This is a genomic window from Mesorhizobium sp. FG116 (genome assembly GCF_057809835.1).
The window spans coordinates 48,113-71,225 of record NZ_JBMDKS010000006.1 but is presented as its reverse complement, the minus strand read 5'-3'; the positions used below and the strand labels follow the sequence as shown (position 1 = coordinate 71,225).

General features: G+C 61.4%; 24 protein-coding genes. 16 read left to right on the top strand and 8 right to left on the bottom strand.

Features of this window, described 5'->3' with window-relative positions; all coding sequences use genetic code 11:
- The first annotated feature begins 19 nt into the window (after window positions 1-19).
- From ACODTY_RS07295 to ACODTY_RS07280, 4 genes are all read left to right on the top strand, one after another.
- A complete protein-coding gene (locus tag ACODTY_RS07295) occupies window positions 20-784 on the top strand; it encodes a TlyA family RNA methyltransferase (RefSeq protein ID WP_488993626.1) in 765 nt (254 codons plus the stop codon).
- Window positions 781-2,022 carry a class I SAM-dependent RNA methyltransferase gene (locus tag ACODTY_RS07290; RefSeq protein WP_488993625.1) on the top strand — a complete coding sequence of 414 codons (1,242 nt, stop codon included), beginning with the start codon at window positions 781-783 and terminating at the stop codon, window positions 2,020-2,022. Before ACODTY_RS07295 ends, ACODTY_RS07290 begins: the two co-directional genes overlap by 4 nt.
- A 76-nt stretch (window positions 2,023-2,098) precedes the next feature.
- Window positions 2,099-2,470, top strand: coding sequence for an antitoxin Xre/MbcA/ParS toxin-binding domain-containing protein (locus ACODTY_RS07285; protein ID WP_056245802.1), 372 nt, complete (start codon window positions 2,099-2,101; stop codon window positions 2,468-2,470).
- Window positions 2,463-2,975 carry an RES family NAD+ phosphorylase gene (locus ACODTY_RS07280; RefSeq protein WP_488993624.1) on the top strand — a complete coding sequence of 171 codons (513 nt, stop codon included), beginning with the start codon at window positions 2,463-2,465 and terminating at the stop codon, window positions 2,973-2,975. The genes ACODTY_RS07285 and ACODTY_RS07280 overlap by 8 nt, the downstream gene beginning before the upstream one ends.
- Window positions 2,976-3,110: 135 nt before the next feature.
- On the opposite strand, the gene tldD is transcribed toward ACODTY_RS07280, so the two are convergent.
- Together tldD and ACODTY_RS07270 are read right to left on the bottom strand one after the other, a co-directional pair.
- Window positions 3,111-4,523 (bottom strand): metalloprotease TldD, encoded by a 1,413-nt coding sequence (gene tldD / locus ACODTY_RS07275; RefSeq protein ID WP_488993623.1) that lies wholly within the window; start codon window positions 4,521-4,523, stop codon window positions 3,111-3,113.
- 84 nt (window positions 4,524-4,607) lie between these two features.
- Window positions 4,608-5,123 carry an invasion associated locus B family protein gene (locus ACODTY_RS07270; RefSeq protein WP_056245204.1) on the bottom strand — a complete coding sequence of 172 codons (516 nt, stop codon included), beginning with the start codon at window positions 5,121-5,123 and terminating at the stop codon, window positions 4,608-4,610.
- Window positions 5,124-5,466: 343 nt separating this feature from the next.
- On the opposite strand from ACODTY_RS07270, the gene coxB reads away from it, so the two are divergent.
- The 11 genes from coxB to rnhA all read left to right on the top strand — a co-directional run bounded on the left by coxB (window position 5,467) and on the right by rnhA (window position 14,571).
- Window positions 5,467-6,336, top strand: coding sequence for a cytochrome c oxidase subunit II (gene coxB / locus ACODTY_RS07265; protein ID WP_488993622.1), 870 nt, complete (start codon window positions 5,467-5,469; stop codon window positions 6,334-6,336).
- A gap of 55 nt (window positions 6,337-6,391) precedes the next feature.
- Window positions 6,392-8,038 (top strand): cytochrome c oxidase subunit I, encoded by a 1,647-nt coding sequence (ctaD, locus tag ACODTY_RS07260; RefSeq protein ID WP_488993621.1) that lies wholly within the window; start codon window positions 6,392-6,394, stop codon window positions 8,036-8,038.
- 81 nt (window positions 8,039-8,119) lie between these two features.
- A complete protein-coding gene (locus tag ACODTY_RS07255) occupies window positions 8,120-9,064 on the top strand; it encodes a heme o synthase (protein WP_488993620.1) in 945 nt (314 codons plus the stop codon).
- Between the two features lie 5 nt (window positions 9,065-9,069).
- Entirely contained in the window at window positions 9,070-9,228 is a 159-nt protein-coding gene (locus ACODTY_RS07250; RefSeq protein WP_162249064.1) for a hypothetical protein, read from the top strand.
- A gap of 7 nt (window positions 9,229-9,235) precedes the next feature.
- A complete protein-coding gene (locus ACODTY_RS07245) occupies window positions 9,236-9,862 on the top strand; it encodes a cytochrome c oxidase assembly protein (RefSeq protein WP_488993619.1) in 627 nt (208 codons plus the stop codon).
- 1 nt (window position 9,863) lies between these two features.
- Window positions 9,864-10,748 carry a cytochrome c oxidase subunit 3 gene (locus tag ACODTY_RS07240; RefSeq protein ID WP_488993618.1) on the top strand — a complete coding sequence of 295 codons (885 nt, stop codon included), beginning with the start codon at window positions 9,864-9,866 and terminating at the stop codon, window positions 10,746-10,748.
- Window positions 10,749-10,832: 84 nt separating this feature from the next.
- On the top strand, window positions 10,833-11,219 hold the full coding sequence (locus ACODTY_RS07235) for a DUF983 domain-containing protein (protein WP_488993617.1): 387 nt from the start codon (window positions 10,833-10,835) through the stop codon (window positions 11,217-11,219).
- Window positions 11,216-11,971 carry an SURF1 family protein gene (locus ACODTY_RS07230; RefSeq protein WP_488993616.1) on the top strand — a complete coding sequence of 252 codons (756 nt, stop codon included), beginning with the start codon at window positions 11,216-11,218 and terminating at the stop codon, window positions 11,969-11,971. The genes ACODTY_RS07235 and ACODTY_RS07230 overlap by 4 nt, the downstream gene beginning before the upstream one ends.
- 67 nt (window positions 11,972-12,038) lie before the next feature.
- Window positions 12,039-13,073, top strand: a complete 1,035-nt coding sequence (ispH, locus tag ACODTY_RS07225) for a 4-hydroxy-3-methylbut-2-enyl diphosphate reductase (protein WP_488993712.1) — start codon at window positions 12,039-12,041, stop codon at window positions 13,071-13,073.
- A 3-nt stretch (window positions 13,074-13,076) separates the two neighbouring features.
- Complete coding sequence (locus ACODTY_RS07220) at window positions 13,077-14,042, top strand: homoserine kinase (protein ID WP_488993615.1); 966 nt, start codon at window positions 13,077-13,079, stop codon at window positions 14,040-14,042.
- A gap of 1 nt (window position 14,043) precedes the next feature.
- The gene (gene rnhA / locus ACODTY_RS07215; RefSeq protein ID WP_488993614.1) at window positions 14,044-14,571 is read left to right on the top strand and encodes a ribonuclease HI; all 528 of its coding nucleotides are present in this window, start codon (window positions 14,044-14,046) and stop codon (window positions 14,569-14,571) included.
- Between the two features lie 30 nt (window positions 14,572-14,601).
- On the opposite strand, the gene ACODTY_RS07210 is transcribed toward rnhA, so the two are convergent.
- On the bottom strand, window positions 14,602-15,087 hold the full coding sequence (locus tag ACODTY_RS07210) for a peroxiredoxin (RefSeq protein ID WP_488993613.1): 486 nt from the start codon (window positions 15,085-15,087) through the stop codon (window positions 14,602-14,604).
- A gap of 130 nt (window positions 15,088-15,217) precedes the next feature.
- Window positions 15,218-16,042 (bottom strand): protein-disulfide reductase DsbD domain-containing protein, encoded by an 825-nt coding sequence (locus tag ACODTY_RS07205; RefSeq protein WP_488993612.1) that lies wholly within the window; start codon window positions 16,040-16,042, stop codon window positions 15,218-15,220.
- A 142-nt stretch (window positions 16,043-16,184) separates the two neighbouring features.
- Here ACODTY_RS07205 and ACODTY_RS07200 point away from each other — a divergent pair, with 142 nt between their 5' ends.
- Entirely contained in the window at window positions 16,185-16,793 is a 609-nt protein-coding gene (locus ACODTY_RS07200; protein ID WP_488993611.1) for a YqgE/AlgH family protein, read from the top strand.
- Between the two features lie 36 nt (window positions 16,794-16,829).
- Here ACODTY_RS07200 and ACODTY_RS07195 read toward each other — a convergent pair whose 3' ends face one another.
- Genes ACODTY_RS07195 through thrC form a run of 4 tightly spaced genes read right to left on the bottom strand, consistent with a single transcriptional unit; the run spans window position 16,830 to window position 23,029 of the window.
- Complete coding sequence (locus tag ACODTY_RS07195; RefSeq protein WP_488993610.1) at window positions 16,830-19,718, bottom strand: EAL domain-containing protein; 2,889 nt, start codon at window positions 19,716-19,718, stop codon at window positions 16,830-16,832.
- Between the two features lie 3 nt (window positions 19,719-19,721).
- Complete coding sequence (locus tag ACODTY_RS07190) at window positions 19,722-20,318, bottom strand: GNAT family N-acetyltransferase (protein ID WP_488993609.1); 597 nt, start codon at window positions 20,316-20,318, stop codon at window positions 19,722-19,724.
- A gap of 6 nt (window positions 20,319-20,324) precedes the next feature.
- Window positions 20,325-21,617 (bottom strand): M16 family metallopeptidase, encoded by a 1,293-nt coding sequence (locus tag ACODTY_RS07185; RefSeq protein WP_488993608.1) that lies wholly within the window; start codon window positions 21,615-21,617, stop codon window positions 20,325-20,327.
- A gap of 14 nt (window positions 21,618-21,631) precedes the next feature.
- On the bottom strand, window positions 21,632-23,029 hold the full coding sequence (gene thrC, locus ACODTY_RS07180; protein ID WP_488993607.1) for a threonine synthase: 1,398 nt from the start codon (window positions 23,027-23,029) through the stop codon (window positions 21,632-21,634).
- Window positions 23,030-23,113 lie beyond the last annotated feature (84 nt).

Sequence of the window (23,113 nt, the reverse complement as noted above, 5' to 3'; positions counted from 1 at the left end):
CTTTCGCCAATGAAGGCCGATGAAGCCTTTCCAGCCAGCCAGTGCGCGCCAGCGGCTTGACGAACTGCTCGTCAATCGTGGGCTGTTCGCCAGTCGCTCGCGTGCCCGCGACGCCGTCGAGCGCGGCACGGTGAGCGTGGAAGGCTCGGTGGTTCGCAAGCCGGGCCAAGCTGTTTTGCCCGACGTGCCGATCTCCGTGGACGATCCCGCGCAGGCCTATGTGTCGCGCGCTGCGCTGAAGCTGATCGCCGGCCTCGATCATTTCCGCTTCGATGTTTCGGGTTGCGAGGCGCTTGATGTCGGCGCATCGACCGGTGGGTTCACGCAGGTGCTGCTGGAGCGCGGCGCGGCCCATGTCACGGCGATAGATGTCGGCCACGGCCAGATGCATGAAAGCATCGCCAATGACCGGCGTGTGACATCCATCGAGGGTCTGAACGCGCGCGACATGACCTCGGTTGAACTTGGCGGTCGGACACCCGATTTCATTGTTTCCGATGTCAGCTTCATTTCGCTGAAACTGGCGCTGCCGCCGGCGCTTTCCTTGGCCAAGGCCGGTGCGCGGGCGCTGCTTCTGGTCAAGCCGCAGTTCGAGGCCGGCAAAGACGCCATCGGCAAGGGCGGGCTTTTGAAGGATGCGGCGGATGCCGGGCGGGTGGCTGCGGATTTGCAGGCGTGGCTGGACACATTGCCGGATTGGCGCGCGCTGGGGCTTTGCCCGTCACCCATCGAAGGCGGTGACGGCAACCGCGAATTCCTGCTTGGGGGCATCAAGGACAGATGAGCACGCGCTTCACGGTTCAGAGGCTCGGCGCGCAAGGCGATGGCGTTGCGGAGATGGACGGCGGTCACGTCTTCATTCCCTTCACCTTGCCGGGCGAGGTGGTAACCGCTGCGCGTGAGCGCGATCGCGCAACACTGATGGCGCTGCTTGAACCGTCGCCGCTGAGGGTCGAGCCGGCCTGCCGTCATTTCGGCGAGTGCGGCGGTTGTGCTCTCCAGCATCTGGAAGAAAGCGCCTATCGCGCATGGAAGCGTGAGAAGGTTGTTCAGGCGCTGAAGGCGGTGAGGATCGACTGCGAGGTTGGCGAACTTGTGCCATGCTCTCCACACACGCGCCGCCGGGTGACGCTGAGTGCGCGCCGCACCGAAAAGGGCATTTTGCTCGGCTTCAACCGCCATCTGTCGGCGGAGATCGTTCCGCTGGACGAATGCCCGGTGACATTGCCCGAGATCGTTGGCGCGTTCGACATGCTGCGCAAATTGGCGGGAGAAATCTGCGCCACGCCGCGCTCGTTCCACATGTCCGTCACTGCGACGGCCTCCGGGCTCGATGTCGCGGCTGCAGGATCGGGCAAGATGGATGAGCGCCAACGCCGTTCGGCATCGGACTTTGTCCTTCGGTCAGGGTTGGCGCGGCTATCGGTTGAAGGCGAAATCATCGTCGAGCCGAAGAAGCCGGTGGTGATGTTCGGCACCGTCGCCGTTGCCGTCCCGCCAGGTTCGTTCCTGCAGGCGACCGAGCCGGCGGAGCAGGCGATGATTGATCTGGTTGGCCCACACCTTTCGCGGGCGAAGAAGGTTGCTGACCTCTTTGCCGGTTGCGGGAGCTTCGCGCTGCGCCTTGCTGCGAAATCGGAGGTGCATGCGGTGGAGGGCGATGCGGCCGCCCTTTCTGCGCTCGACAAGGCATTCCGGTTTGCCTCTGGGTTGAAACGCGTGACCGGGGAGCGCCGCGACCTGTTTAGGCGACCGCTGACCTTCAAGGAATTGAACGCTTTCGATGGCGTCGTCTTCGATCCGCCGCGTGCCGGAGCGGAAGACCAGTCGAAGCAGCTTGCGCGGTCGGATGTGCCCTTCGTTGCCGCCGTATCGTGCAATCCGACGACGCTCGCTCGCGACCTCTCCATCCTCATCGCCGGCGGTTACCAGTTGAAGAGCGTGACGCCGATCGACCAGTTCCTATGGTCGCCACATGTCGAGGCGGTGGCGCTCTTGGAAAAGCCGAGGAAGCGAAGATAAGCGCTTGCGCTTGAATTGAGCGGGCTTTGCGCATATTTTGACACTATATTGTCAATTTGAGCATTGAGATGTCGTCATGACCTCCGCAGTCCTTGAAATTCCGGCCTCGCGCTTTGGCGAAGGCAAGTCGCCATTCTTGTCGGCGCGGCGCGTGGCCGAACTGCTTGGCGTGAACCTGAGCGAACTGGCCGGCCTGATCGGCGTCGCCCGCAACACGCTGGCGGCGAAGGCCGGCGCGCGCAAGGTTGACGCCGCACTGAGCCCTGTCGTCCGCATCCTGGCGATGGCAGGCGAAATGGCGGGCGATGAGCAGCGCGCGGCGATCTGGTTCAAGCACCAGCCGATCCCCGGCTGGGCGGGCAAGACCGCCTACGATCTCGTAGGCGAGGGCAAGGCCGACAAGGTGCTTGCCTATCTGGAGGCTGTGCGTTCCGGCGTCTATGCCTGACGCTCCTTCCAAGCTGACGCTGTGGCGCGCCTTCGTGCCGCAGTGGGCGCATCTGCCTTTGTCGGGCGAGGGTGCTGCGCGCTTCGGCGGGCGCTGGAATCCTGTCGGCGCGCCGACTATCTACGCGGCCCGCGAGCTTTCCACGGCGTGGGCGGAGTACAATCAGGGTTTCGTCCAGCACCCGGCCCTGATCGCGCAATTGGAACTGTCGGGCGCTCGCTTGGCCGACCTGACCGACGAAGAGGCGCTTGCCAAATTGGGTGTCAGCGAAACAGTCCACAAATGCGAGTGGCGCGATGCGCTCGATCGCAAGCAAGTTCCGCAAACCCACAAGCTGCGCAAGCGGTTGATGAAGGACGGATCGCACGGCGTTGTCTACCCGTCCTTCATGTCGCCGGGCGGTACCTGCGTTGCGCTGTGGCGCTGGAACGACAAGGACGGCCCGCGCCTCGATATCATCGATCCCGACCACAGATTGCCTAAGTCGCCGGCTTCGTGGGTCTAATGCGTGTCTCCCGAAAGTGGACACCGGTTTCGGGACAAAGACATGCATGAAATCAAGGAACCAAAGTGCAACCGATTGCTCGCGAAAACAATCGGTTGGCACTTTTCGGTGAATCAGTTCGGGAAGCTGCTTCGGTCAGACCTGTGTGCCGCCGACCGTCATCTGGTTCATGCGCAGATGCGGCTGGCCGACGCCGACCGGCACGCCCTGTCCGGCCTTGCCGCACATGCCGATGCCGGTGTCGAGCTTCATGTCGTTGCCGATCATGGTGACGCGATGCATCGCGTCCGGCCCGTTGCCGATCAGCATGGCGCCCTTGATCGGCTGGGTCACCTTGCCGTCCTCGATCATGTAGGCTTCGGTGCAGCCGAACACGAACTTGCCGGAAGTTATGTCGACCTGGCCGCCGCCGAAGGAGACGGCGTAGATGCCCTTCTTCACAGAAGCGATGATCTCGTCCGGTTCCATGTCGCCGGCGGTCATGTAGGTGTTGGTCATGCGCGGCATCGGCTGGTGGGCATAGCTTTCGCGCCGGCCGTTTCCGGTGGCGGCCATGCCCATCAGGCGCGCGTTGAGCCTATCCTGCATGTAGCCGACCAGCTTGCCGTCCTCAATCAGCACGTTGCGGGCCGAGGGCGTGCCTTCGTCGTCAACGGTGAGCGAGCCGCGCCGCTCGGCCATGGTGCCGTCGTCGACGACGGTGACGCCCTTCGCCGCAACCTGCTGGCCCATCAGTCCGGCGAAGGCGGAGGTCTTCTTGCGGTTGAAGTCGCCTTCCAGCCCGTGGCCGACCGCTTCGTGCAGCATGACGCCCGGCCAGCCGCTTGAGAGCACGATATCGAAGGTCCCGGCGGGGGCGGGGATGGCCTCGAGATTGACCAATGCTTGCCGCAGCGCCTCCTTCGCAGCCTGCTTCCAGCTGTCTTCGACCAGGAATTCGCCGAACCCCTTGCGGCCGCCCATGCCGAAGGAGCCGCTTTCCTGGCGGTCGCCATCGCCGACGACGACAGAGACGTTGATCCTGACCAGCGGGCGGATGTCGCGCACCGTCTGGCCGTCGCCGCGCAGGATCTCGACATGCTGCCACGACGATGCCAGCGAGGCGGTGACCTGGCGCACGCGCGGGTCCTCCGCGCGCAGCCACGCGTCGATTTCCTGCAGGAGCTTCGACTTGGCTTCGAACGACGGCGAGGGAATGGGGTTCTCGTCGCTGTAGAGATGGCGGTTGGTGCGCTGCGGCGCTGCAGCGAGCGTTCCCGAATAGCCGCCCTTTACCGCCGATACGGCATCCGAGGCGCGCAGGAGCGCTGTCTCGGACAATTCGCTGGAATGCGCATAGCCGGTCGCTTCGCCGGCTACAGCGCGCAAGCCAAAGCCCTGGTCGGTGTTGAAGTTCGCCGTCTTCAACCGGCCATTGTCGAACATCAGCGCTTCGCTCTCGCTGTATTCGAGATAAAGCTCGCCGTCGTCGGCGCCTTTCAGCGTGTCGGCGACGATATTCTTGATGCGGTCGTCGGAAATATCGAACTGGCTGATGAGGCTGGTCATGACGCGGCTACCTTCGAGGCAAATCTTTGCACCCGATGTAGGCGCGCAAGGGCCGCTCGGCAATGCACCTTGCTGAAACGATACTCAGGGCAGCGCAGCGAAGCCGTCGGCGAAACCCTTGAGGTCGACCGGGATGCCGATGCCCTCTTCCGGCGTCTGGAAAATGATGAAGGTGGCGGCGGTGCCCGTTTTCAGCGTATCGAGCAGGGATTTCTCGAGGATGACCTCGGCGTAGCAGCCGTCCTGGAAGCAGCGCACGAAATAGGCGCGGCCGATGTCCTTGCCGTCGACATTGAGGCCGAGGCCGTTCGGAAGCAGCACGCCCAAGGGGGCCAGGACACGCAGGATTTCGGCCTTGTTGTCTGCGGTGCGCAGGACGACGACCGAAAGGCCCATTTCGGGGCGATCCTCGGCGACGACGTTCTGCATCATCACGCATTGTTCGGCGCTGGCGCCCGCAGGCGTGTCGCAGATGATCGACCACGCCCCGTGGGTGGACTTCACGCTGCCGCTTGGCTGTGCGGCAAGGCTTGAGCCGGCGCACAACAAGGCGGCGAGAAAGATGACCTTTGCCAAGGTTCTCGAAACCCAAGAGTTCATGACGACTCCACTACGAATCACGACACTTTAGGCCGCGCCGAAGCCAAGGAAAAGGACGCTACGGCGTTCAATTGCTTTTGACTGCGGCGATATTGGGGTTTTTCAAGTGAAATTTGCGCTCCGGGGTGTCGCTTGTGGGTGCGGGCCTCATATTCCACCGATGGTTCCGTGCCCAACCGCACCCCGTTGCGCGCAAAAATGCCGCATGATTGGCGGACCTCCTTCCTTGCGGTAGAACAAAGAGTATGGTTTGAACCAGCAACGGAGTGTCCGGGATTCCCGTCCCGGCGCGCATTGGATATTCTCGCAGCCGCGCTGCGAGGCAGGGGAGATGATAAGGGCGATGAGAAAGATCGTTGCAGGGGGCTTCAGCGCTGCCGCTACTTTGCTTGCTGGGGCATCCGCCCAGGCAGCCCAGCCGCAGGATTGGGAAATGACCTTCCAGCCTGCCGCCACAGGCATAATGCACCAGATAACCTGGTTCGAGCACTACACGCTGTGGTTCATCGTCCCGATCACGCTTTTGGTCCTGTTCCTGCTCGCTTACTGCATCATGAAGTTCCGTGCGAGCGTGAACCCGACTGCCTCGCGCACCAGCCACAACACGCTGATCGAAGTGATCTGGACCGTCGGTCCGGTCCTCATCCTGCTGTTCATCGCCGTGCCTTCGTTCCAGCTCCTGACGGCTCAGTATTCGCCGCCGGAAGAGGCCAAGCTGACGCTCAAGGCGACGGCCAACCAGTGGAACTGGGACTACGAATACCAGACCGAAGAGCCGCTTTCCTTCAACTCCGCCGTTCTGGGCGACGCGGACCGCGCCGCTCTCGGCAAGGAAGACAAGGCGGTCTACCCGCGTCTTCTCGCTGTCGACAACGAACTCGTCGTTCCGGTCAACACCATGGTTCGGGTCCTGGTCACGGCTTCCGACGTGATCCATGCCTTCGCGATGCCGGCATTCGGGCTGAAGACCGACGCGGTGCCGGGCCGCACCAACGAGACCTGGTTCAAGGTCGAGAAGGAAGGCATCTATTACGGCCAATGCTCCGAATTGTGCGGCAAGGACCATGCCTTCATGCCGATCGCCATCCGGGTCGTTTCCGAAGCGCAGTACAATACGTGGTTTGCAGCGGCCAAGGCCGATCTGCCGGGCGCCAACAAGGCGCTGATGGCCGAAATCGCTGCCAAGCAGAACGTAGCTTCGGCTGGAAACTAATTCGTCGCAGGCCTAAGGCTTTATACCCAGGGAATTCAAGGCAACGGAACCGAACATGGCACACGCTGCAGCACATGACGATCATCATCACCCGCAAGGTTGGGTGCGTTGGGTCTATTCGACCAATCACAAGGATATCGGTACGCTCTACCTGATATTCGCAATCATCGCGGGCATCATCGGCGGCTTCCTGTCCGTCATGATGCGCATGGAGCTTGCCGAGCCGGGCATCCAGATCTTCACGGGCTTTGCCCAGATGGTCTACGGCTTCGAGGGCGACGCTGCCGTCGACGGCGGCAAGGCGATGTACAACGCCTTCACCACCATGCACGGCCTGATCATGATCTTCTTCATGGTCATGCCTGCCCTGATCGGTGGGTTTGCCAACTGGATGGTGCCGATCATGATCGGTGCGCCGGACATGGCCTTCCCGCGCATGAACAACATTTCGTTCTGGCTGCTGCCTCCGGCGCTGATCCTTTTGCTTCTGTCCTTCTTCGTGCCGAGCGCTCCCGGTTCCTATGGTATCGGCGGCGGCTGGACGATGTATCCGCCGTTCTCGACCACCGGCCAGCCCGGTCCGGCGATGGATCTGGCCATCCTCTCGGTCCACGTGGCGGGTGCTTCCTCGATCCTTGGCGCGATCAACTTCATCACCACGATCTTCAACATGCGCGCTCCTGGCATGACGCTGCACAAGATGCCGCTGTTTGCCTGGTCGGTGCTGATCACCGCCTTCCTGCTTCTCCTGTCGCTCCCGGTTCTCGCCGGCGGCATCACCATGCTTCTCACCGACCGCAACTTCGGCACGACGTTCTTCACGCCGGACGGCGGCGGCGATCCGATCCTGTTCCAGCACCTGTTCTGGTTCTTCGGTCACCCGGAAGTTTATATCCTGATCCTGCCGGGCTTCGGCATCATCAGCCACATCATCTCGACCTTCTCCAAGAAGCCGGTTTTCGGCTACCTCGGCATGGCCTACGCCATGGTCGCGATCGGCGCGGTCGGCTTCGTCGTGTGGGCTCACCACATGTTCACCACCGGCATCTCGCTTGACGCCCAGCGCTACTTCGCTTTCGCCACCATGGTGATCGCGGTGCCGACGGGCGTGAAGATCTTCTCCTGGGTCGCCACCATGTGGGGCGGTTCCATCACCATCCGCACGCCGATGCTGTGGGCGATCGCCTTCGTGTTCCTGTTCACGGTCGGCGGCGTTACCGGCGTCCAGCTCGCCAATGCCGGCTTCGACCGCGCGGTGCACGACACCTACTACGTCGTCGCCCACTTCCACTACGTGATGTCGCTGGGCTCGGTGTTCGCCATCTTCGCCGGCTGGTACTACTGGTTCCCGAAGATGACCGGCTACATGTATTCGCCGTTCATCGCGCGCGCCCATTTCTGGGTCACGTTCATCGGCGTCAACCTGGTGTTCTTCCCGCAGCACTTCCTTGGCCTGTCGGGCATGCCGCGCCGCTACATCGACTATCCGGATGCGTTCGCCGGCTGGAACATGGTTTCCTCCTACGGATCCTACATCTCGGCATTCGGCGTGCTGATCTTCCTCGTGGGCGTCTTCGAGGCGTTTTCGAAGAAGCGCATCGCCGGCGCCAACCCGTGGGGTGAAGGTGCGACGACGCTGGAATGGCAGCTTCCTTCGCCGCCGCCTTACCACCAGTGGGAACAGCTTCCCCGCATCAAGTAGGCGGGTAGGCAATTGAAATCGAAATCGCCGGCTACGGCCGGCGGTTTTGGCCAAACGGAATGATCGGACTTTTGAGTACGCATGGCCCTGGTTGACCATACAAGCATCGAGGACGCTGACTTCCGCATGTCGGAAGCGACGGCTGGCGATTTCTTCGCGCTTCTGAAGCCGCGCGTGATGTCGCTGGTCGTGTTCACGGCGTTCGTCGGCCTGATCGCTGCGCCGGTGACGATCAATCCGTTCATCGCGGTGATCGCCATCTTGTCGATTGCCATTGGCGCAGGAGCCTCCGGCGCCCTCAACATGTGGTATGACGCCGATATCGACGCCGTCATGACCCGCACCGCCACCCGGCCTGTGCCCTCTGGCAAGGTAACGCCCGGCGAGGCGCTGAGCTTCGGGCTTGTGCTTTCGGCGCTTTCGGTGATGACGCTCGGCGTGCTGGTCAACTGGCTCTCGGCCTCGCTGCTCGCCTTTACGATTTTCTTCTATGCCGTCATCTATACGATGTGGCTGAAGCGCTGGACCCCGCAGAACATCGTCATCGGCGGTGCGGCTGGCGCCTTCCCGCCCATGATCGGCTGGGCTGCCGCTACTGGTTCGATCAGCCTTGAAAGCGTGATCCTGTTCCTGATCATCTTCCTGTGGACGCCGCCGCATTTCTGGGCGCTTGCCCTGTTCAAGTCCGACGACTACCAGCGCGCCGGCGTTCCGATGATGCCGAACGTTGCAGGCGAGGCGTCGACGCGCCGGCAGATATTCGCCTATGCGCTGGTGCTTGCGCCGATCGGCGTGCTGCCCTGGGGTCTTGGCTATACGACCGCCGTGTACGGCATTGTTGCCTTGCTGCTCGGCGCTGGCTTTGTCTGGTACTCGTGGAAGGTATTGCGCATGAGCGATGCCGACCGTGCGATGAAGCCTGCCAAGGCGCTGTTCGGCTATTCGCTGCTCTATCTGTTCGCGATCTTTGCTGTCTATCTGGGTGATCGCCTCGTCGAACACGCCTTGAACCTTGGCGGAGTGTGACGGCGATGGACGATCTCGAACTTGTGACCCTTACCGAACGCCAGAGAAAAGCCCGGCGCAACCGTTCCATCGCGATCGGGCTGGCTCTGGCGGCACTTGTCGTCATCTTCTACGTGGCGACCATCGCGAAGTTCGGTCCCGCCATCCTCAACCGGCCGATGTGAGGAGGCGATGAGCGTCAATCCTGACATAGACAGGGCAAGGCAGAAGAACAATCGCGTTGTCGCGGCGGTTTGCGTGGCCTTCTTTGGCGGGATGGTTGGAATGGCCTATGCCGCGGTTCCGCTGTATTCGCTGTTTTGCCAGGTGACCGGCTATGGCGGCACCACCCAGCGCACGACGCAGTATTCCGACCGGGTGCTCGACCGCGACATCACCATCCGCTTCGATGCCAATACGGCCGGTATCCCGTGGCAGTTCGAGCCTGTTGCCCGCGCCATGACGATCAAGATCGGCGAGACGGCGCAGGCGCACTACACGGCAACCAATCTATCCGACAAGCCGGTTACCGGCCGGGCCACGTTCAACGTCACGCCGGAGCTTGCCGGCGCGTACTTCAACAAGGTCGAGTGTTTCTGCTTCACCGATACGACGCTGAAGCCCGGCGAGACGCTGGACATGCCGGTGGTCTTCTATGTCGATCCCGACATTGTCGATTTGCCGGAAATGAAAGATGTAAAGACGATCACGCTGTCTTATACGATGTTCCCGACTGAGGGAGACAAGCCGGTGGCCTCGGCACCGGTCGAAGACGACGGCAAGACAGTTTCGAATACCGAAGGGAAACTCGGGGGCTGACATGGCAGACGCGCACGCAAAACCGCAACACGACTACCACATCATCGATCCTAGCCCGTGGCCGTTCATCGGCTCGGTCGGCGCGCTGGTCATGGCTATCGGTGGCGTGGGCTGGATGCAGTACCTCAAGGGCAACGAGTTCCACCTGTTCGGCATAAACCTGGCGACGCCGTGGATATTCTTCATAGGCCTGCTGATCGTTCTTTATACGATGTTCTCCTGGTGGTCGGACACCATCAAGGAAGCGCATGAAGGCCACCATACGCGCGTTGTCTCGCTGCACCTGCGCTACGGCATGATCATGTTCATCGCCTCCGAGGTGATGTTCTTCGTTGCCTGGTTCTGGGCTTTCTTCGACGCCAGCCTGTTCCCCAACGAGGTGCACCAGTACGCCCGCACCGAGTTCACCGGTGGCGTGTGGCCGCCGAAGGGCATCGAAGTGCTCGATCCCTTCCACCTGCCGCTCTACAACACCATCATCCTGCTGCTTTCCGGCACGACGGTGACCTGGGCGCACCATGCGCTGATCCACGGTGACCGCAAGGGCCTGATCAACGGCCTGGCATTGACCGTTGGCCTTGGCATCCTGTTCAGCTTCGTGCAGGCTTACGAGTACATGCACGCGCCGTTTGCGTTCAAGGAATCCATCTACGGCGCGACCTTCTTCATGGCTACCGGCTTCCATGGTTTCCACGTCCTGATCGGCACGATTTTCCTGATCGTCTGCCTGATCCGCGCGGTTCGCGGCGATTTCACGCCGAAGCAGCACTTCGGTTTCGAAGCCGCCGCCTGGTATTGGCACTTTGTCGACGTGGTGTGGCTGTTCCTCTTTGCCTCGATCTACGTTTGGGCATCTTCCGGGGCAACGATCGCCGCCGGCCACTGATCCGGGTTTCGAATAAGAAATGAGGCGGCTGCGGCAACGTGGCCGCCTTATCTTTTGGGGCTGCTTGCTGGTAGTGTGACGCCCATGAATGATGACAAGGCCATCTGGCCGCCCATCGATCCGATCCAGGCCGGCCTCGCCGGCAGGTGCCCGCGCTGCGGAGAAGGGCGATTGTTTTCCGGTTTTCTTTCCGTGGGTTCGGGCTGCGACAATTGCGGCCTGGACTATTCATATGCGGATGCAGGCGATGGTCCCGCCGTCTTCGTCATCCTCATCATCGGATTTGTCGTGGTCGGATTGGCGTTGTGGACTGAAGTGTCCTACGGCCCACCGCTGTGGCTGCATTTCACCCTTTGGGTACCGCTGCTCATTGTCTTGTGCCTGACTGCGCTCAGATTGATCAAGGGCGTGCTCCTGACCCTGCAGTACCGCAACAAGGCCGCCGAAGGCAGGCTGGACAATAGCCAATGACAGATCAGTCAGTATCGGTTGGCGCGCCGTCGCGCCGCCGCACCGTTTTCGCGCTCGTGCTGGGTTTGGCCGGCATAGCCGTCCTCCTGGCGCTTGGAACCTGGCAGGTGCAGCGCCTTCACTGGAAGGAAGCGATCCTACAGACCATCGACCAGCGCATGCACGCGGCACCCCAGCCGCTGGCTGATGTCGAGAAGAAGTTCGCTGCGGAAGGCGACGTCGACTACGTCCCGGTAACGGTGACCGGGACATTCCTGCATGAGGCGGAACGTCACTTCTTTGCCACCTGGCAGGGGCAGTCAGGCTTCGATGTCTTCACGCCCCTGAAGCTGGACGATGGGCGTCTTGTCTTCGTCAATCGCGGCTTCGTCCCTTACGACATGAAGGATCCGGCCAAGCGCCCTGAAGGGCAGGTTGCGGGCATTGTGACCCTGACCGGCCTTGCTCGAAATCCACTTGCGGTGAAGCCATCGGGAATGTTGCCCGACAACGATCCGGCAAAGAACATCTTCTATTGGAAGGATCGCGATGCCATGGCGGCGAGTGCTGGCCTGCCGGCAGGCTACCAAATGGTGCCGATCTTCATCGATGCCGACGCCACGCCCAATCCCGGCCATTTGCCGATGGGTGGCGTCACGCTCATCGACTTGCCCAACAACCACCTGCAATACGCCATCACCTGGTATGGACTAGCGGCAGCTTTGGCCGGGGTTCTGCTCTTTTCGCTGCGGCGGCCGAAAAAGGTGGAGTGAAACCCACTGACCTTGACAGGGCAGGGATGCACGCCCCATGTCGGGCATCACAGATGATACGGAATTCATGCTGCAGAAGAGACTTGCCGAGACCGACGTGACCGAGACCAAGCCACCGCTGACAATCAGGCTTTGCCAGCCACGCGGCTTTTGCGCCGGCGTCGATCGGGCGATCCAGATCGTCGTGCTTGCCTTGAAGAAGTACGGTGCCCCCGTCTATGTGCGCCACGAGATCGTGCATAATCGCTATGTGGTCGAGGGGCTGCAAAACCTTGGCGCGGTCTTCATCGAAGAGCTTTCCGAAATCCCCGACGGGCATCATCATTGCCCTGTGGTGTTTTCCGCTCACGGCGTGCCGAAGTCTGTTCCAGCCGATGCGGTGGCGCGAAACCTGTTTTATCTCGACGCCACTTGTCCGCTGGTTTCGAAGGTTCACAAGCAGGCCATGCGCCACCAGCGCCTCGGCCGCCATGTGCTGTTGATCGGTCATGCCGGACATCCGGAAGTGATCGGCACAATGGGCCAGTTACCGGACGGGGCGGTGACCCTGGTCGAAACGGCGGACGATGCGCGAAGTTTCGAGCCGGCTGATCCCGATGCGCTCGGTTTCGTTACGCAGACGACGTTGTCGGTCGAGGACACGGCTCATGTTATCGAGGCGTTGCAGGAGCGTTTTCCCGCTTTGCAGGCGCCTGCCGCGGAATCGATCTGCTACGCTACCACGAACCGGCAGGAGGCTGTGAAAGAGACGGCTTCGGGTGCCGATCTTTATCTTGTGGTTGGTGCTCCCAATTCGTCCAACTCGCGTCGCCTGGTCGAGGTCGCGGAACGGGCCGGCGCGCGCATGTCGCTTCTCGTACAGCGCGCGACGGACATTCCGTGGCAAGAGATCGAGGGCATTTCGACGCTTGGACTTTCAGCTGGCGCATCGGCTCCGGAGATCATCGTCGACGAGATCATCGACGCATTTCGCGCACGTTTCGACGTATCCGTCGAACTCGCGATAACGGCAACGGAGACGGAGGATTTCCCGGTGATGCGCGTTCTGCGCGATGTCGAATTGACCAAGGCCGACATGGCTTTCGTCAACGGGACCCGCTAGCCGATGGCGGTCTATACCGACATTTCCGAAGTCGAGTTATCGGCGTTCATCGCCAGATACGACATCGGCGAATTGCTCTCCTACAAGGGCATCGCCGAAGGCGTCGAAAACTCGAACTTCCTGCTCCATGCCACCAGCGCGGCCTACATCCTGACGCTTTACGAGAAGCGGGTAAATCGCGACGATCTGCCCTTCTTTCTTGGGCTGATGCAGCATCTTTCCGACAAGGGCATTCGCTGCCCTTTGCCGGTCAAGCGCAGCGACGGCGAAATCATCGGGGAACTGGCTGGACGCCCTGCCGCGATCGTCACTTTCCTCGAAGGTATGTGGATGCGGCGGCCAACGGTTGAGCATTGTCGTGAAGTTGGAGCAGCCCTTGCCGCGATGCATCTGGCCGGACAGGACTTTGCGCTCCGGCGCAAGAACGGCCTCACAGTGGATGGCTGGCGACCTTTGTGGGAAAAGGCGCGTGATCGCGCCGATGAAGTGGAACCCGGCCTGGCTGACGAAGTCGAGGCCGATCTCGCCGACTTCGAGGTCAATTGGCCGTCCAGCTTGCCGGTCGGCGTCATCCATGCCGATCTTTTCCCGGACAACGTCTTCTTCCTCGGCAAGCGGCTGTCGGGGCTGATCGATTTCTATTTCGCCTGCACCGATCTGTTGGCCTATGACGTCGCTGTCTGCCTCAATGCCTGGTGTTTCGAAAAGGACAATTCCTTTAATCTCACCAAGGGCATGGCCCTGCTTGGCGGCTATACGGCGGTGCGTCCCTTGTCGCAGGAAGAGGCCGCAGCGCTGCCGATACTGGCGCGTGGTTCGGCGCTGCGCTTCATGCTGACCAGGCTCTATGACTGGCTGAACACGCCTCAGGGGAGCCTTGTGGTGAAGAAGGACCCGCTGGAATATCTGCGCCGCATGCGCTTCCATCGCCATGTCGCTTCGGCGGCCGAATATGGGCTGAGGGCATAGCGTGAAGAACGTCGAGATTTTCACCGACGGAGCATGTTCCGGCAACCCCGGCCCAGGGGGGTGGGGCGCGATCCTGCGCTTCAACGGGGCGACCCGGGAACTTTCTGGCGGTGAGGCCCTGACCACCAACAACCGCATGGAATTGATGGCGGCAATCTCCGCGCTGAATGCGCTGAAGGAACCCTGCGCCGTCGATCTGCATACGGATTCCAGCTACGTCAAGGACGGCATTTCAAGCTGGATAGACGGCTGGAAGCGGCGCGGCTGGAAGACGGCCGATAACAAGCCGGTCAAGAACGTCGAGCTTTGGCAGGCGTTGGACGAAGCGCGCAAGCGCCACAAGGTGACGTGGCACTGGGTGAAGGGCCATGCCGGCCACCCGGAGAACGAACGCGCGGACGAACTCGCCCGCGCCGGAATGGCGCCCTTCAAAAAGGGGCCGGTGAAGCTAGCGGCCACGTCGGCACCGAGCGGCAAGGCGACCGCTCCAGCGCCGAGGAAACCGAAACGCTCGTTACAAAGCTATTGAGCTGGCCGCAGCGAAACCCGGTTGAATGCCTCAAAGTTGCTCGAGAATGCGGGAAGCGCCCGATTCCACCGCCTGACCGGGCGATCCTTCGACGTTTATCGCCGTAACCCGACCGTCATCGACGATCATCGAAAACCGCCTCGAACGCAAACCCATGCCACCACCGGACATGTCGGCATCGAGTCCCGCCGCCTTGGTGAACTGCCCATTGCCGTCGGCGAGATAAACAATCTTGCCTTCGCCGCCGGTGAAACGGGCCCAGGCGCCCATGACATGATGGTCGTTGACCGCAACTACGGCGATCGCATCCACGCCACGCGCGAGGATGGCATCATGGTTCTCAAGGTAACCGGGAAGATGATTGTTGCTGCAGGTTGGCGTGAAGGCACCGGGCACACCGAAGAGAACGACTTTCTTGCCGGCGAAGATGTCCGCTGTCGTCAGGCTTTTCGCGCCGTCCTCAGTCATTGTCTTGAAGGTTGCTTCGGGCAGCTTGTCGCCAACGGAAATCGTCATTGCAGTCCTCGCTTGTCGCAAATTCATGGGAAGGTGGCTCGGCGCCGGAGAAATTGAGCTTTCTAGTCCAGATATGAAACGCTGTAGCCCGTTGGCTGCAGGTCGGCAATCGTCAAGGCAATGTTGAGTTTCATGGGTAGCGCAGCATGCCGGAAACTGAGGACCCGCCATCAGTCAGCGTGTAGAACAGGCCTTCGCCCGTCGGGACTTCGGAGGGGCGGTCAAGGATCGGCACGGTAAAGACGGTCTTGCCGGATTTCATGGCTTTGACCGGCGTGCCGAACATATAGCCCTGTTCGCCGGCGACGAAAAAGTCTGATGCAGTGCCGTCGCCCGGGACCTTGGCCTCCACAACCAGTGTTTCCTGGTCGCCTGGCAGGACATTGATGCCGAAATCGGCTTGAGCAGCCGCCGGCAGGGCAGATAGCGCCGCCTTCACCACCGTCGCATCCGCCTGATCGTCGGAGCCTGTAGCCGGATCGATCGTGAATTTCGCTTGAACCGGAATGCAGATCGTTTCGCAGATGCCAAGCAGGACATCGGCTTCGATCTTCACGGGCTCGCCGGGAGAGGGAACCGTGAACGAGACGGGCAAGGTGACGGGATAGTCGTAGCCCGCCCACTTGCTATAGCCATCGTCATGACGTTGGGGGGCAGGATAGGCCAACACGGCTTTGGCCACATTGCTGCTGCGCTCGACGCCGATCTGGGGAGGAACGCCGCTGTCGCCCGGATCGCGCCAATAGGTTTTCCAGCCCGGCTTGAGTGCGATTTCCAGAGCGCCTTGCAGCTTGCCTTGCACATCAGGCTTGCCTGTGGTGACAAGACGCACCTTGCCGCCCTCGCTGTCGTGCCAGTCGGATGATGAGGCGTTTGCAGGCGCGGCAGCGGCGCTGAGGACAAAGATGGCGGACGCCAACAGGACGAAGCTTCGCATGAGGCCTGAATTGATCATTGCGGGACGTTGAAGCAACCGATTTTCGCACATGACGCGCATCATTTTTGCGTTACCCAGCGCACGCAGGGCTGGCCCAAATAGTTTGCAGCTTACTTTGGTGCATCTTTTACATGTGAGGGAAACGCGCTACCCTTGCGTCATGGATTTGTTGCGCAACAATGGCAAGCCCGCAGGCGGCGGCTTTCTTGATGACCAGTTCCTCATTGCCATGCCCGGCATGAAGGACAACCGCTTTGCGCGCTCGGTCATCTACGTGTGCGCGCATAGCGACGAAGGCGCCATGGGGCTGATCATCAACCAGACCCAGCAGATGCTTTTTCCGGATCTTCTGGTCCAGCTCGGCATCATGGACGAGCAGGAAGCGATCCGCTTGCCGCCGCCCGCTCGCGACTTCATCGTTCGCAATGGCGGGCCGGTCGATCGCAGCCGCGGGTTCGTCCTGCATTCCGGCGACTACCGTGTCGAATCTTCCCTGAATGTGTCCGACGAGGTTTGCCTGACCGCTACGGTTGATATTCTGAGGGCCATTTCTACTGGTCGAGGGCCACGCCGCGCGCTGATGGCGCTGGGCTATTCGGGCTGGGGCGCAGGCCAACTGGAAAGCGAAATTGCCCAGAACGGCTGGTTGACCTGCCCGGCGACGCCGGAGTTGCTGTTCGATCCCGATATAGAAAGCAAATACGACCGCATCCTTGCCGCGATCGGCATCGATATTGCCCATCTGAGCTCTGCCGCCGGCCACGCCTGAGCCGCGACCTTCGGGCGCTCTGCTTCGCGGAGCGCTCTAAGCTTGCTCCAGCGGGTACTGTTCCTTCAGCATCTTCAGTACCTGGTCGCCTGCTACAGGCGCGCCGAACATGAAGCTCTGGACGTATTCGCAGCCGATCTGGCGCAGTTCCAACGCATCGCTTTGATCGGAAATGCCTTCCGCCACCACCGACAGGCCCAGTTCATGCGCCATGTTGACCATCGACTTGATGAGCATGGCGCGCTTCGGCGTCGTGTCATCGACGAAGCTCTTGTCGATCTTGATGGTGTCGAAGGGAAAGCGCGTGAGGTAGGAAAGCGACGAATAGCCGGTACCGAAATCGTCCAGTGACAGGCCGATGCCAAGGCGCTTCAACTTGTTGAGGACATGGGCCGCCTGCTCGGGATTGTCCATCACCAGCGATTCCGTAAGTTCCAGCCGGAAGCAGCGAGCCTTGAGATTGGCACGCGCGATGATGGAACGAACGTCGCTGACCAGGTCGCGGCGGATCAGTTGCCGGCTAGACAGATTGACGGAAACCGAGAGGGGAGCGTCGCTGATCTGCTTTTGCCATGACGCGAGGTCTTCGGCTGCGCGCTGCATGGCAAACAGGCCAAGCTGGACGATCAAGCCGCAATTCTCGGCGACGGGAATGAAGTCGCCCGGCGGGATCATGCCTCGCCTTGGGTGATCCCAGCGCAACAGGGCCTCGAAGCCGGCGATACTGTTGTCTTCCAGCCGCACGATGGGCTGATAGGCAAGGGTAAATTCCCGCCGTTCGATCGCACGCCTCAGATCGGACTCGAATTGCAGCTTGTCGGTGCCGACAGTACGGAAGGCGGGCCGGAACGGCTCGATCCGGTCGCCGCCGAAGCGCTTTGCCTGATGAAGGGCAAGCTCGGCGTCCTTGACCATGTCTTCCGCTGCGGTTTGCTCGGACGTCCAGGTGATGAGGCCCATCGAGGCGGTGAGCACGATTTCACGCTTGGCAAAAGTGATCGGCGCGCTGATGGCCTGCTTGATCGCTTCGGCCACAGCCGCAATGCGGGCCGGGTCCTGTTCCGACAACAGCATGAGGGCGAACTGGTCGCCAGCGAAGCGCGACAGCGAATCCTTGGGCTTAAGCAGGCGGTGCAGGCGCCGGGCAATGGTGAGCAGGATGGTGTCGCCGGCCGAAATTCCGAGCCCGTCATTGACCTGCTTGAAGCGGTCGATGTCGATCACGAACACGGTCGGCCGGACCTTTTCCTCGGTTCGAGCAATCGAGATCACCGCTTCCAGGCGGTTCATGAACAATTCGCGATTGGGCAAGCCGGTCAAATTGTCATGCACGGCGTCGTGCAGCAGGCGCTCCTCGGCCTTCTTCTGCTCTGTCACATCGACCATGGTGCCAACGCAGCGGATCACTTCGCCGTCGGAGCCGATGACCGGGCGGGCGCGCAGCGCAAACCAGTGGTAGTGGCCGTCGGCGCCTCGCAGGCGGAAGCTTTGTGAGACGCGGCCGCGCCGATGCTCAAGCACGATGTCCAACGTGGTGCGGAAGGTGTCTCGGTCGTCGGCGTGCAAAACCGGCAGCCAGTTGCGGGCTGGGCCGCCAAGGCTGTTGGGTGCGAGGCCAAGTTGCAGGCTGACATCGGGACGGGTGACGACGCGGTCGCGCAGAACGTCCCAGTCCCAGACGATGTCGCCCGAGCCGATGACCGCCAGTGCCTGCCGCTCGATGTCCGAGAACAGCCCCTGATGCAGCGCGCCGCCGGCAAACGCGTGCTGCATGACGGTGAAGCCGATGAGCAGGATGATGAGGATCAGGCCGCCACCAAGCGCCGGCTGCACGATATCGTTGTCGAGCAGGCCGTTGACCGCCATCCATGAGCCGGTGAGCCACAGAAGCACCATGACCCAGCTTGGCACCAGCATGATGGCGCGGTCGTAGCCGCGTATGCCGAGCATGATGATGAGACCGATGCCGGTCAGCGCGGTTGCGGCGAAGGACAGTCTGGCAATACCGGCGGCCACGGCGGGATCGATAATGGCGATGCCGGCGATCAGCGCCAGACCCAGCACCCAGACCAGCGCGCCGTAGCTGAAATGGCCGTGCCAGCGGTTGAGATTGAGATAGGCGAACAGGAACACAACGAAGGTCGCGGCGAGGCCCACCTCCGTGCCCGCTCGCCACAATTGCTCGTTGCCCGGCGACATCTCGATGATCTTGCTGAGGAAACCGAAATCCACGCAGATATAGGCCAGAACCGCCCAGGAAAGGGCCGCCGTTGCCGGAAACATCGAGGTGCCCTTGACCACGAACAGGATGGTAAGGAACAGCGCCAGAAGGCCGGCGATGCCGATGACGATGCCGCGATAGAGCGTGTAGGAATTGACGGAATCCTTGTAGGCTTCCGGCTCCCACAGATAGACCTGCGGCAGTTTTGGCGAGGCGAGATCGGCGACGAATGTGACGACTGCGCCGGGGTTCAGCGTGACCCGGAACACGTCGGCGTCGGGACTTGCCTGCCGGTCGAGGGCAAAACCTTCGCTGGGCGTGATGGCGGCAATGCGCGTCGAACCGAGATCGGGCCAGAACAGGCCGGAGTTGACCAGCCGAAAGTGTGGCGCGACGATCAGGCGGTCGATCTGCTGGTCGGTGGTGTTGGCCAGCGCAAACACCGCCCAGTCGCCGGTGGAACGCTTGTCGTTACTCTCCACCTCGATGCGCCGGACGATGCCGTCGGGGCCGGGAGCGGTCGAGACCTGAAAATTTTCACCCTGGTTGCGATAGATTTCAACCGCGCCGGAAAGGTCGAGCGCCACATCGTCACGCGCAATCTTGATCGGCTCGATCGCAAAAGACGAGCTGACCGAGCCAATGGTGACCAGAGCTGCAAGAAAGAAGGCGAGCAGCGACCTGATTCGCGGAAATGTCGTCAAAAATCAGTCCTTTGTTCGCGCACCCGGCGGATCGTCCACGATCCGGGCGTATAGATAGTGGTCCTGCCAGGAGCCATTGATCCTGAGATAGGATCGCAAAAGTCCTTCGCGCTGGAATCCGGCTTTTTCAAGCACACGGATCGAGCGGGCATTGTCGGGAATACAGGCCGCTTCGACCCGGTGCAACTTTAGCGTATCGAAAGCGAACCGCACCAGCACATTTACCGAATCCGTCATCAGACCGCGCCCGGCATAGCGTTCGCCCATCCAATAGCCAATATGGGCACTTTGGCAGACACCATGCCGAATATTGCCCAGTGTAATGCCGCCGACCAGCTTGCCGCTCGTCTTTTCCACAATGAAGAGGGCTATGGCCACGCCCTGGGCATAGTCCTCGCGGTATCGGCCGATCCTGTGACGCCACGCGGTACGGTCCAGTTCGTCCGGCGTCCAGCGTGGCTCCCACCGCTCGAGAAAGGCACGGCTATCACCGCGTAGCGCAGCCCACTCCCGATAGTCGTTTGCCAGTGGGAAGCGCAGGATTACCTTCTCGCCTTTCAGCGCCGGCAGGTCGCGGCGGAAGAAAGGGAGCGCGAACACAATGGTTTATACGGCAATGCGCCGTGCTGGAGCGCCGGCGTTCGGCAGCACGTCGAGGATCGCTTCGTATGGCGCGAGCGTTCCCACGGGGCCGACTGCGGTCAGTGTCGGTTTGGTGGAAAAGAGCCGTGCCGAAAGATCGGTAAGCCTGCCGACGGTCAGCGCCTGAAGGCGCTCCATCAGCTCTTCCTTGGGAATGGGCCTGCCGAACAGCAGAAGCTGACGGGCGATCTGCGAGGCGCGGCTTGCCGGGCTTTCCGCCGACATGATGAGGCCGGCCCGGTACTGTGCCCGCGCACGATCCAGTTCTTCCTGGAAGATCTCTTCGCCGGCCTTCTGCAGTTCGTTGGCAATCACCGGCACCAGTTCGCCGATGTTGCTTTGGCCGGTGGCTGCATGCACGCCGAAAATTCCGGTGTCGGAAAAGCCCCAGTGGAAGGCATAGACCGAATAGCAGAGGCCGCGCTTCTCGCGCACTTCCTGGAACAGGCGGGACGACATGCCGCCGCCGAGGATCATGGACAGCACCTGCGAGGCGTAGAAGTCGCGCACATGGTAGGCGCGGCCTTCGAAACCCAGCACGATCTGCGCATCCATCAGGTCGCGGTCTTCGCGGAAGTCGCCGCCGACATACTGCGCATATTGCGGCGTGACGCTTTCCGCGTGGGGGCGGAAGCCGCCGAGCTTGTCTTCGACCTGGCGCACGAAGTCGTCGTGCTTGATATCTCCTGCTGCCACGAGAACCATGCGGTCGGCGCCGTATTGGCGTTCCATGAAGTCGTGCAACTGCTTGGACGTAAAGGATTGCACCGTTTCCGGCGTGCCGAGGATGGAGCGGCCGAGGGTCTGGTGACGGAAAGCCGTTTCGGTGAAGCGGTCGAAGACGATGTCGTCCGGGGTGTCGTGGGCGGCACCGATTTCCTGCAGGATGACGTGCTGCTCGCGCGCAAGCTCGTCTGGATCGAAGGTAGAATCCTGCAAAATGTCGGCAAGTATATCCACCGCCAGCGGCACGTCGTCCGAAAGCACCCTGGCGTAGAACGAAGTGGTTTCCACGCTGGTCGCCGCGTTGATCTCTCCGCCGACATTTTCGATGTCGGAAGCGATCTGGAATGCGCTTCGCTTGTTGGTACCCTTGAACGCCATGTGTTCAAGCAGGTGAGCCATTCCATGCTCGTCGTCGCGTTCGTTGCGGGCCCCGGATTTTACCCAGGCGCCTAAAGCGACGGATTCGATGCTTGGAAGGGTTTCGGTGGCGACTGTCAGGCCGTTCGACAGACGGCTTACCTCAACACCCATATAACAAAAACTCCCTAGACCACCGCCCTAGCGTGACGGCTTATGTAATCTTCCAACATTTTCTTGTCGGAGGGAAGCACTGTGTATTTCTCTTCCGAAGTCGTCAATCCGGCAAGCCAGGACGGCAATTGGGGCGAGACGCCGCACGCAGCTTCGACTGCGGCCGGGAACTTGGCCGGATGGGCGGTTCCAAGAACAATCCTTGGCGCGGCGCTGGCTTTGCTGTTTGCAGCCACGCGCACCGCCGTTGCCGTATGTGGATCGAGCAGGTAGTTGCTGGTTTCAAGCGTTGACCGGATGGTTTCGGCCGTTTCTGCCATGGTCGCGCGGCCGGCGTCGAATTCGGCACGAATTTTGGCCAACTCGCCTGCCTCGATGGTAAACGCGCCGGATTGCTTGAGGCTCGCCATGTAGCCTCTGACGGTCGCTGCGTTGCGGCCGGATGCTTCGAACAGGAGCCGCTCGAAATTGGACGATATCTGGATATCCATCGAAGGCGACGTCGTCGCAACGACGCCCTGCATGCGGTATTCGCCGCTCGCCAGCGTACGCGCCAGAATATCGTTGTCGTTAGTGGCAATCTGGAGCCGCTCAATGGGCAGGCCCATCTTCTTGGCGGCATAGCCGGCGAAGATGTCGCCGAAATTGCCGGTGGGAACGGTGAAGGAAACGACGCGGTCCGGTGCGCCGAGTGACAGCGCCGAGGAGAAGAAATAGACGATCTGCGCCATGATCCTGGCCCAGTTGATCGAGTTGACGCCCGACAAGGAAACCCGGTCGCGAAAACCGTGATCGTTGAAAAGGTCTTTCAATAGCCCCTGGCAGTCGTCGAAATTGCCTTCGATGGCGAGCGCGTGGACGTTGGACGCCTTGGACGTCGTCATCTGCCGCTGCTGGACCGGCGAGACCCGGCCATTGGGAAACAGGATGAAGATGTCGGTGCGGTCACGACCGGCGAAGGCGTCGATGGCCGCGCCACCCGTATCGCCTGATGTGGCGCCGACGATGGTCGCGCGTTGGCCGCGTTCGGCAAGGACATGGTCCATCAGGCGGGCAAGCAGTTGCATCGCCACGTCCTTGAAGGCAAGCGTCGGGCCGTGGAAGAGTTCCAGCACGAAGGTGTTTGGCGCGATCTGAACCAGCGGGCAGACGGCCTGATGCCGGAACGTGGCATAGGCTTCGCGCACCAGGCGTTCGAACACCGGTTGGGCGACTTCACCGCCGAGGAAGGGCGTCAAGACACGGATTGCGAGGTCGGGATAGGCGAGCCCGCGCATGGCGCGAATGTCCGCAGGGGAGAACTGCGGCCAGTCAGACGGGACGTAGAGCCCGCCGTCGCGGGCGAGACCGGTTAGGATCGCATCCGAAAAGCCGAGTTGAGGTGCTTCTCCGCGGGTGCTCACATATTGCATCGTTCGGACTTCCGTTGTTTCGGTCGTGTGGATTTGTTGCTTTCGTCAGTCGCATTTTCGCCGCCGGGTTGCTATAGGACACCA

What these genes read in the sequence shown, in the direction of transcription:
- ACODTY_RS07295 (WP_488993626.1), top strand. Translation starts at nt 20, where the DNA reads ATGAAGCCTTTCCAGCCAGCCAGTGCGCGCCAGCGGCTTGACGAACTG.
- ACODTY_RS07290 (WP_488993625.1), top strand. Translation starts at nt 781, where the DNA reads ATGAGCACGCGCTTCACGGTTCAGAGGCTCGGCGCGCAAGGCGATGGC.
- ACODTY_RS07285 (WP_056245802.1), top strand. Translation starts at nt 2,099, where the DNA reads ATGACCTCCGCAGTCCTTGAAATTCCGGCCTCGCGCTTTGGCGAAGGC.
- ACODTY_RS07280 (WP_488993624.1), top strand. Translation starts at nt 2,463, where the DNA reads ATGCCTGACGCTCCTTCCAAGCTGACGCTGTGGCGCGCCTTCGTGCCG.
- tldD (WP_488993623.1), bottom strand. Translation starts at nt 4,523, where the DNA reads ATGACCAGCCTCATCAGCCAGTTCGATATTTCCGACGACCGCATCAAG.
- ACODTY_RS07270 (WP_056245204.1), bottom strand. Translation starts at nt 5,123, where the DNA reads ATGAACTCTTGGGTTTCGAGAACCTTGGCAAAGGTCATCTTTCTCGCC.
- coxB (WP_488993622.1), top strand. Translation starts at nt 5,467, where the DNA reads ATGAGAAAGATCGTTGCAGGGGGCTTCAGCGCTGCCGCTACTTTGCTT.
- ctaD (WP_488993621.1), top strand. Translation starts at nt 6,392, where the DNA reads ATGGCACACGCTGCAGCACATGACGATCATCATCACCCGCAAGGTTGG.
- ACODTY_RS07255 (WP_488993620.1), top strand. Translation starts at nt 8,120, where the DNA reads ATGGCCCTGGTTGACCATACAAGCATCGAGGACGCTGACTTCCGCATG.
- ACODTY_RS07250 (WP_162249064.1), top strand. Translation starts at nt 9,070, where the DNA reads ATGGACGATCTCGAACTTGTGACCCTTACCGAACGCCAGAGAAAAGCC.
- ACODTY_RS07245 (WP_488993619.1), top strand. Translation starts at nt 9,236, where the DNA reads ATGAGCGTCAATCCTGACATAGACAGGGCAAGGCAGAAGAACAATCGC.
- ACODTY_RS07240 (WP_488993618.1), top strand. Translation starts at nt 9,864, where the DNA reads ATGGCAGACGCGCACGCAAAACCGCAACACGACTACCACATCATCGAT.
- ACODTY_RS07235 (WP_488993617.1), top strand. Translation starts at nt 10,833, where the DNA reads ATGAATGATGACAAGGCCATCTGGCCGCCCATCGATCCGATCCAGGCC.
- ACODTY_RS07230 (WP_488993616.1), top strand. Translation starts at nt 11,216, where the DNA reads ATGACAGATCAGTCAGTATCGGTTGGCGCGCCGTCGCGCCGCCGCACC.
- ispH (WP_488993712.1), top strand. Translation starts at nt 12,039, where the DNA reads ATGCTGCAGAAGAGACTTGCCGAGACCGACGTGACCGAGACCAAGCCA.
- ACODTY_RS07220 (WP_488993615.1), top strand. Translation starts at nt 13,077, where the DNA reads ATGGCGGTCTATACCGACATTTCCGAAGTCGAGTTATCGGCGTTCATC.
- ACODTY_RS07210 (WP_488993613.1), bottom strand. Translation starts at nt 15,087, where the DNA reads ATGACGATTTCCGTTGGCGACAAGCTGCCCGAAGCAACCTTCAAGACA.
- ACODTY_RS07205 (WP_488993612.1), bottom strand. Translation starts at nt 16,042, where the DNA reads ATGATCAATTCAGGCCTCATGCGAAGCTTCGTCCTGTTGGCGTCCGCC.
- ACODTY_RS07200 (WP_488993611.1), top strand. Translation starts at nt 16,185, where the DNA reads ATGGATTTGTTGCGCAACAATGGCAAGCCCGCAGGCGGCGGCTTTCTT.
- ACODTY_RS07185 (WP_488993608.1), bottom strand. Translation starts at nt 21,617, where the DNA reads ATGGGTGTTGAGGTAAGCCGTCTGTCGAACGGCCTGACAGTCGCCACC.
- thrC (WP_488993607.1), bottom strand. Translation starts at nt 23,029, where the DNA reads ATGCAATATGTGAGCACCCGCGGAGAAGCACCTCAACTCGGCTTTTCG.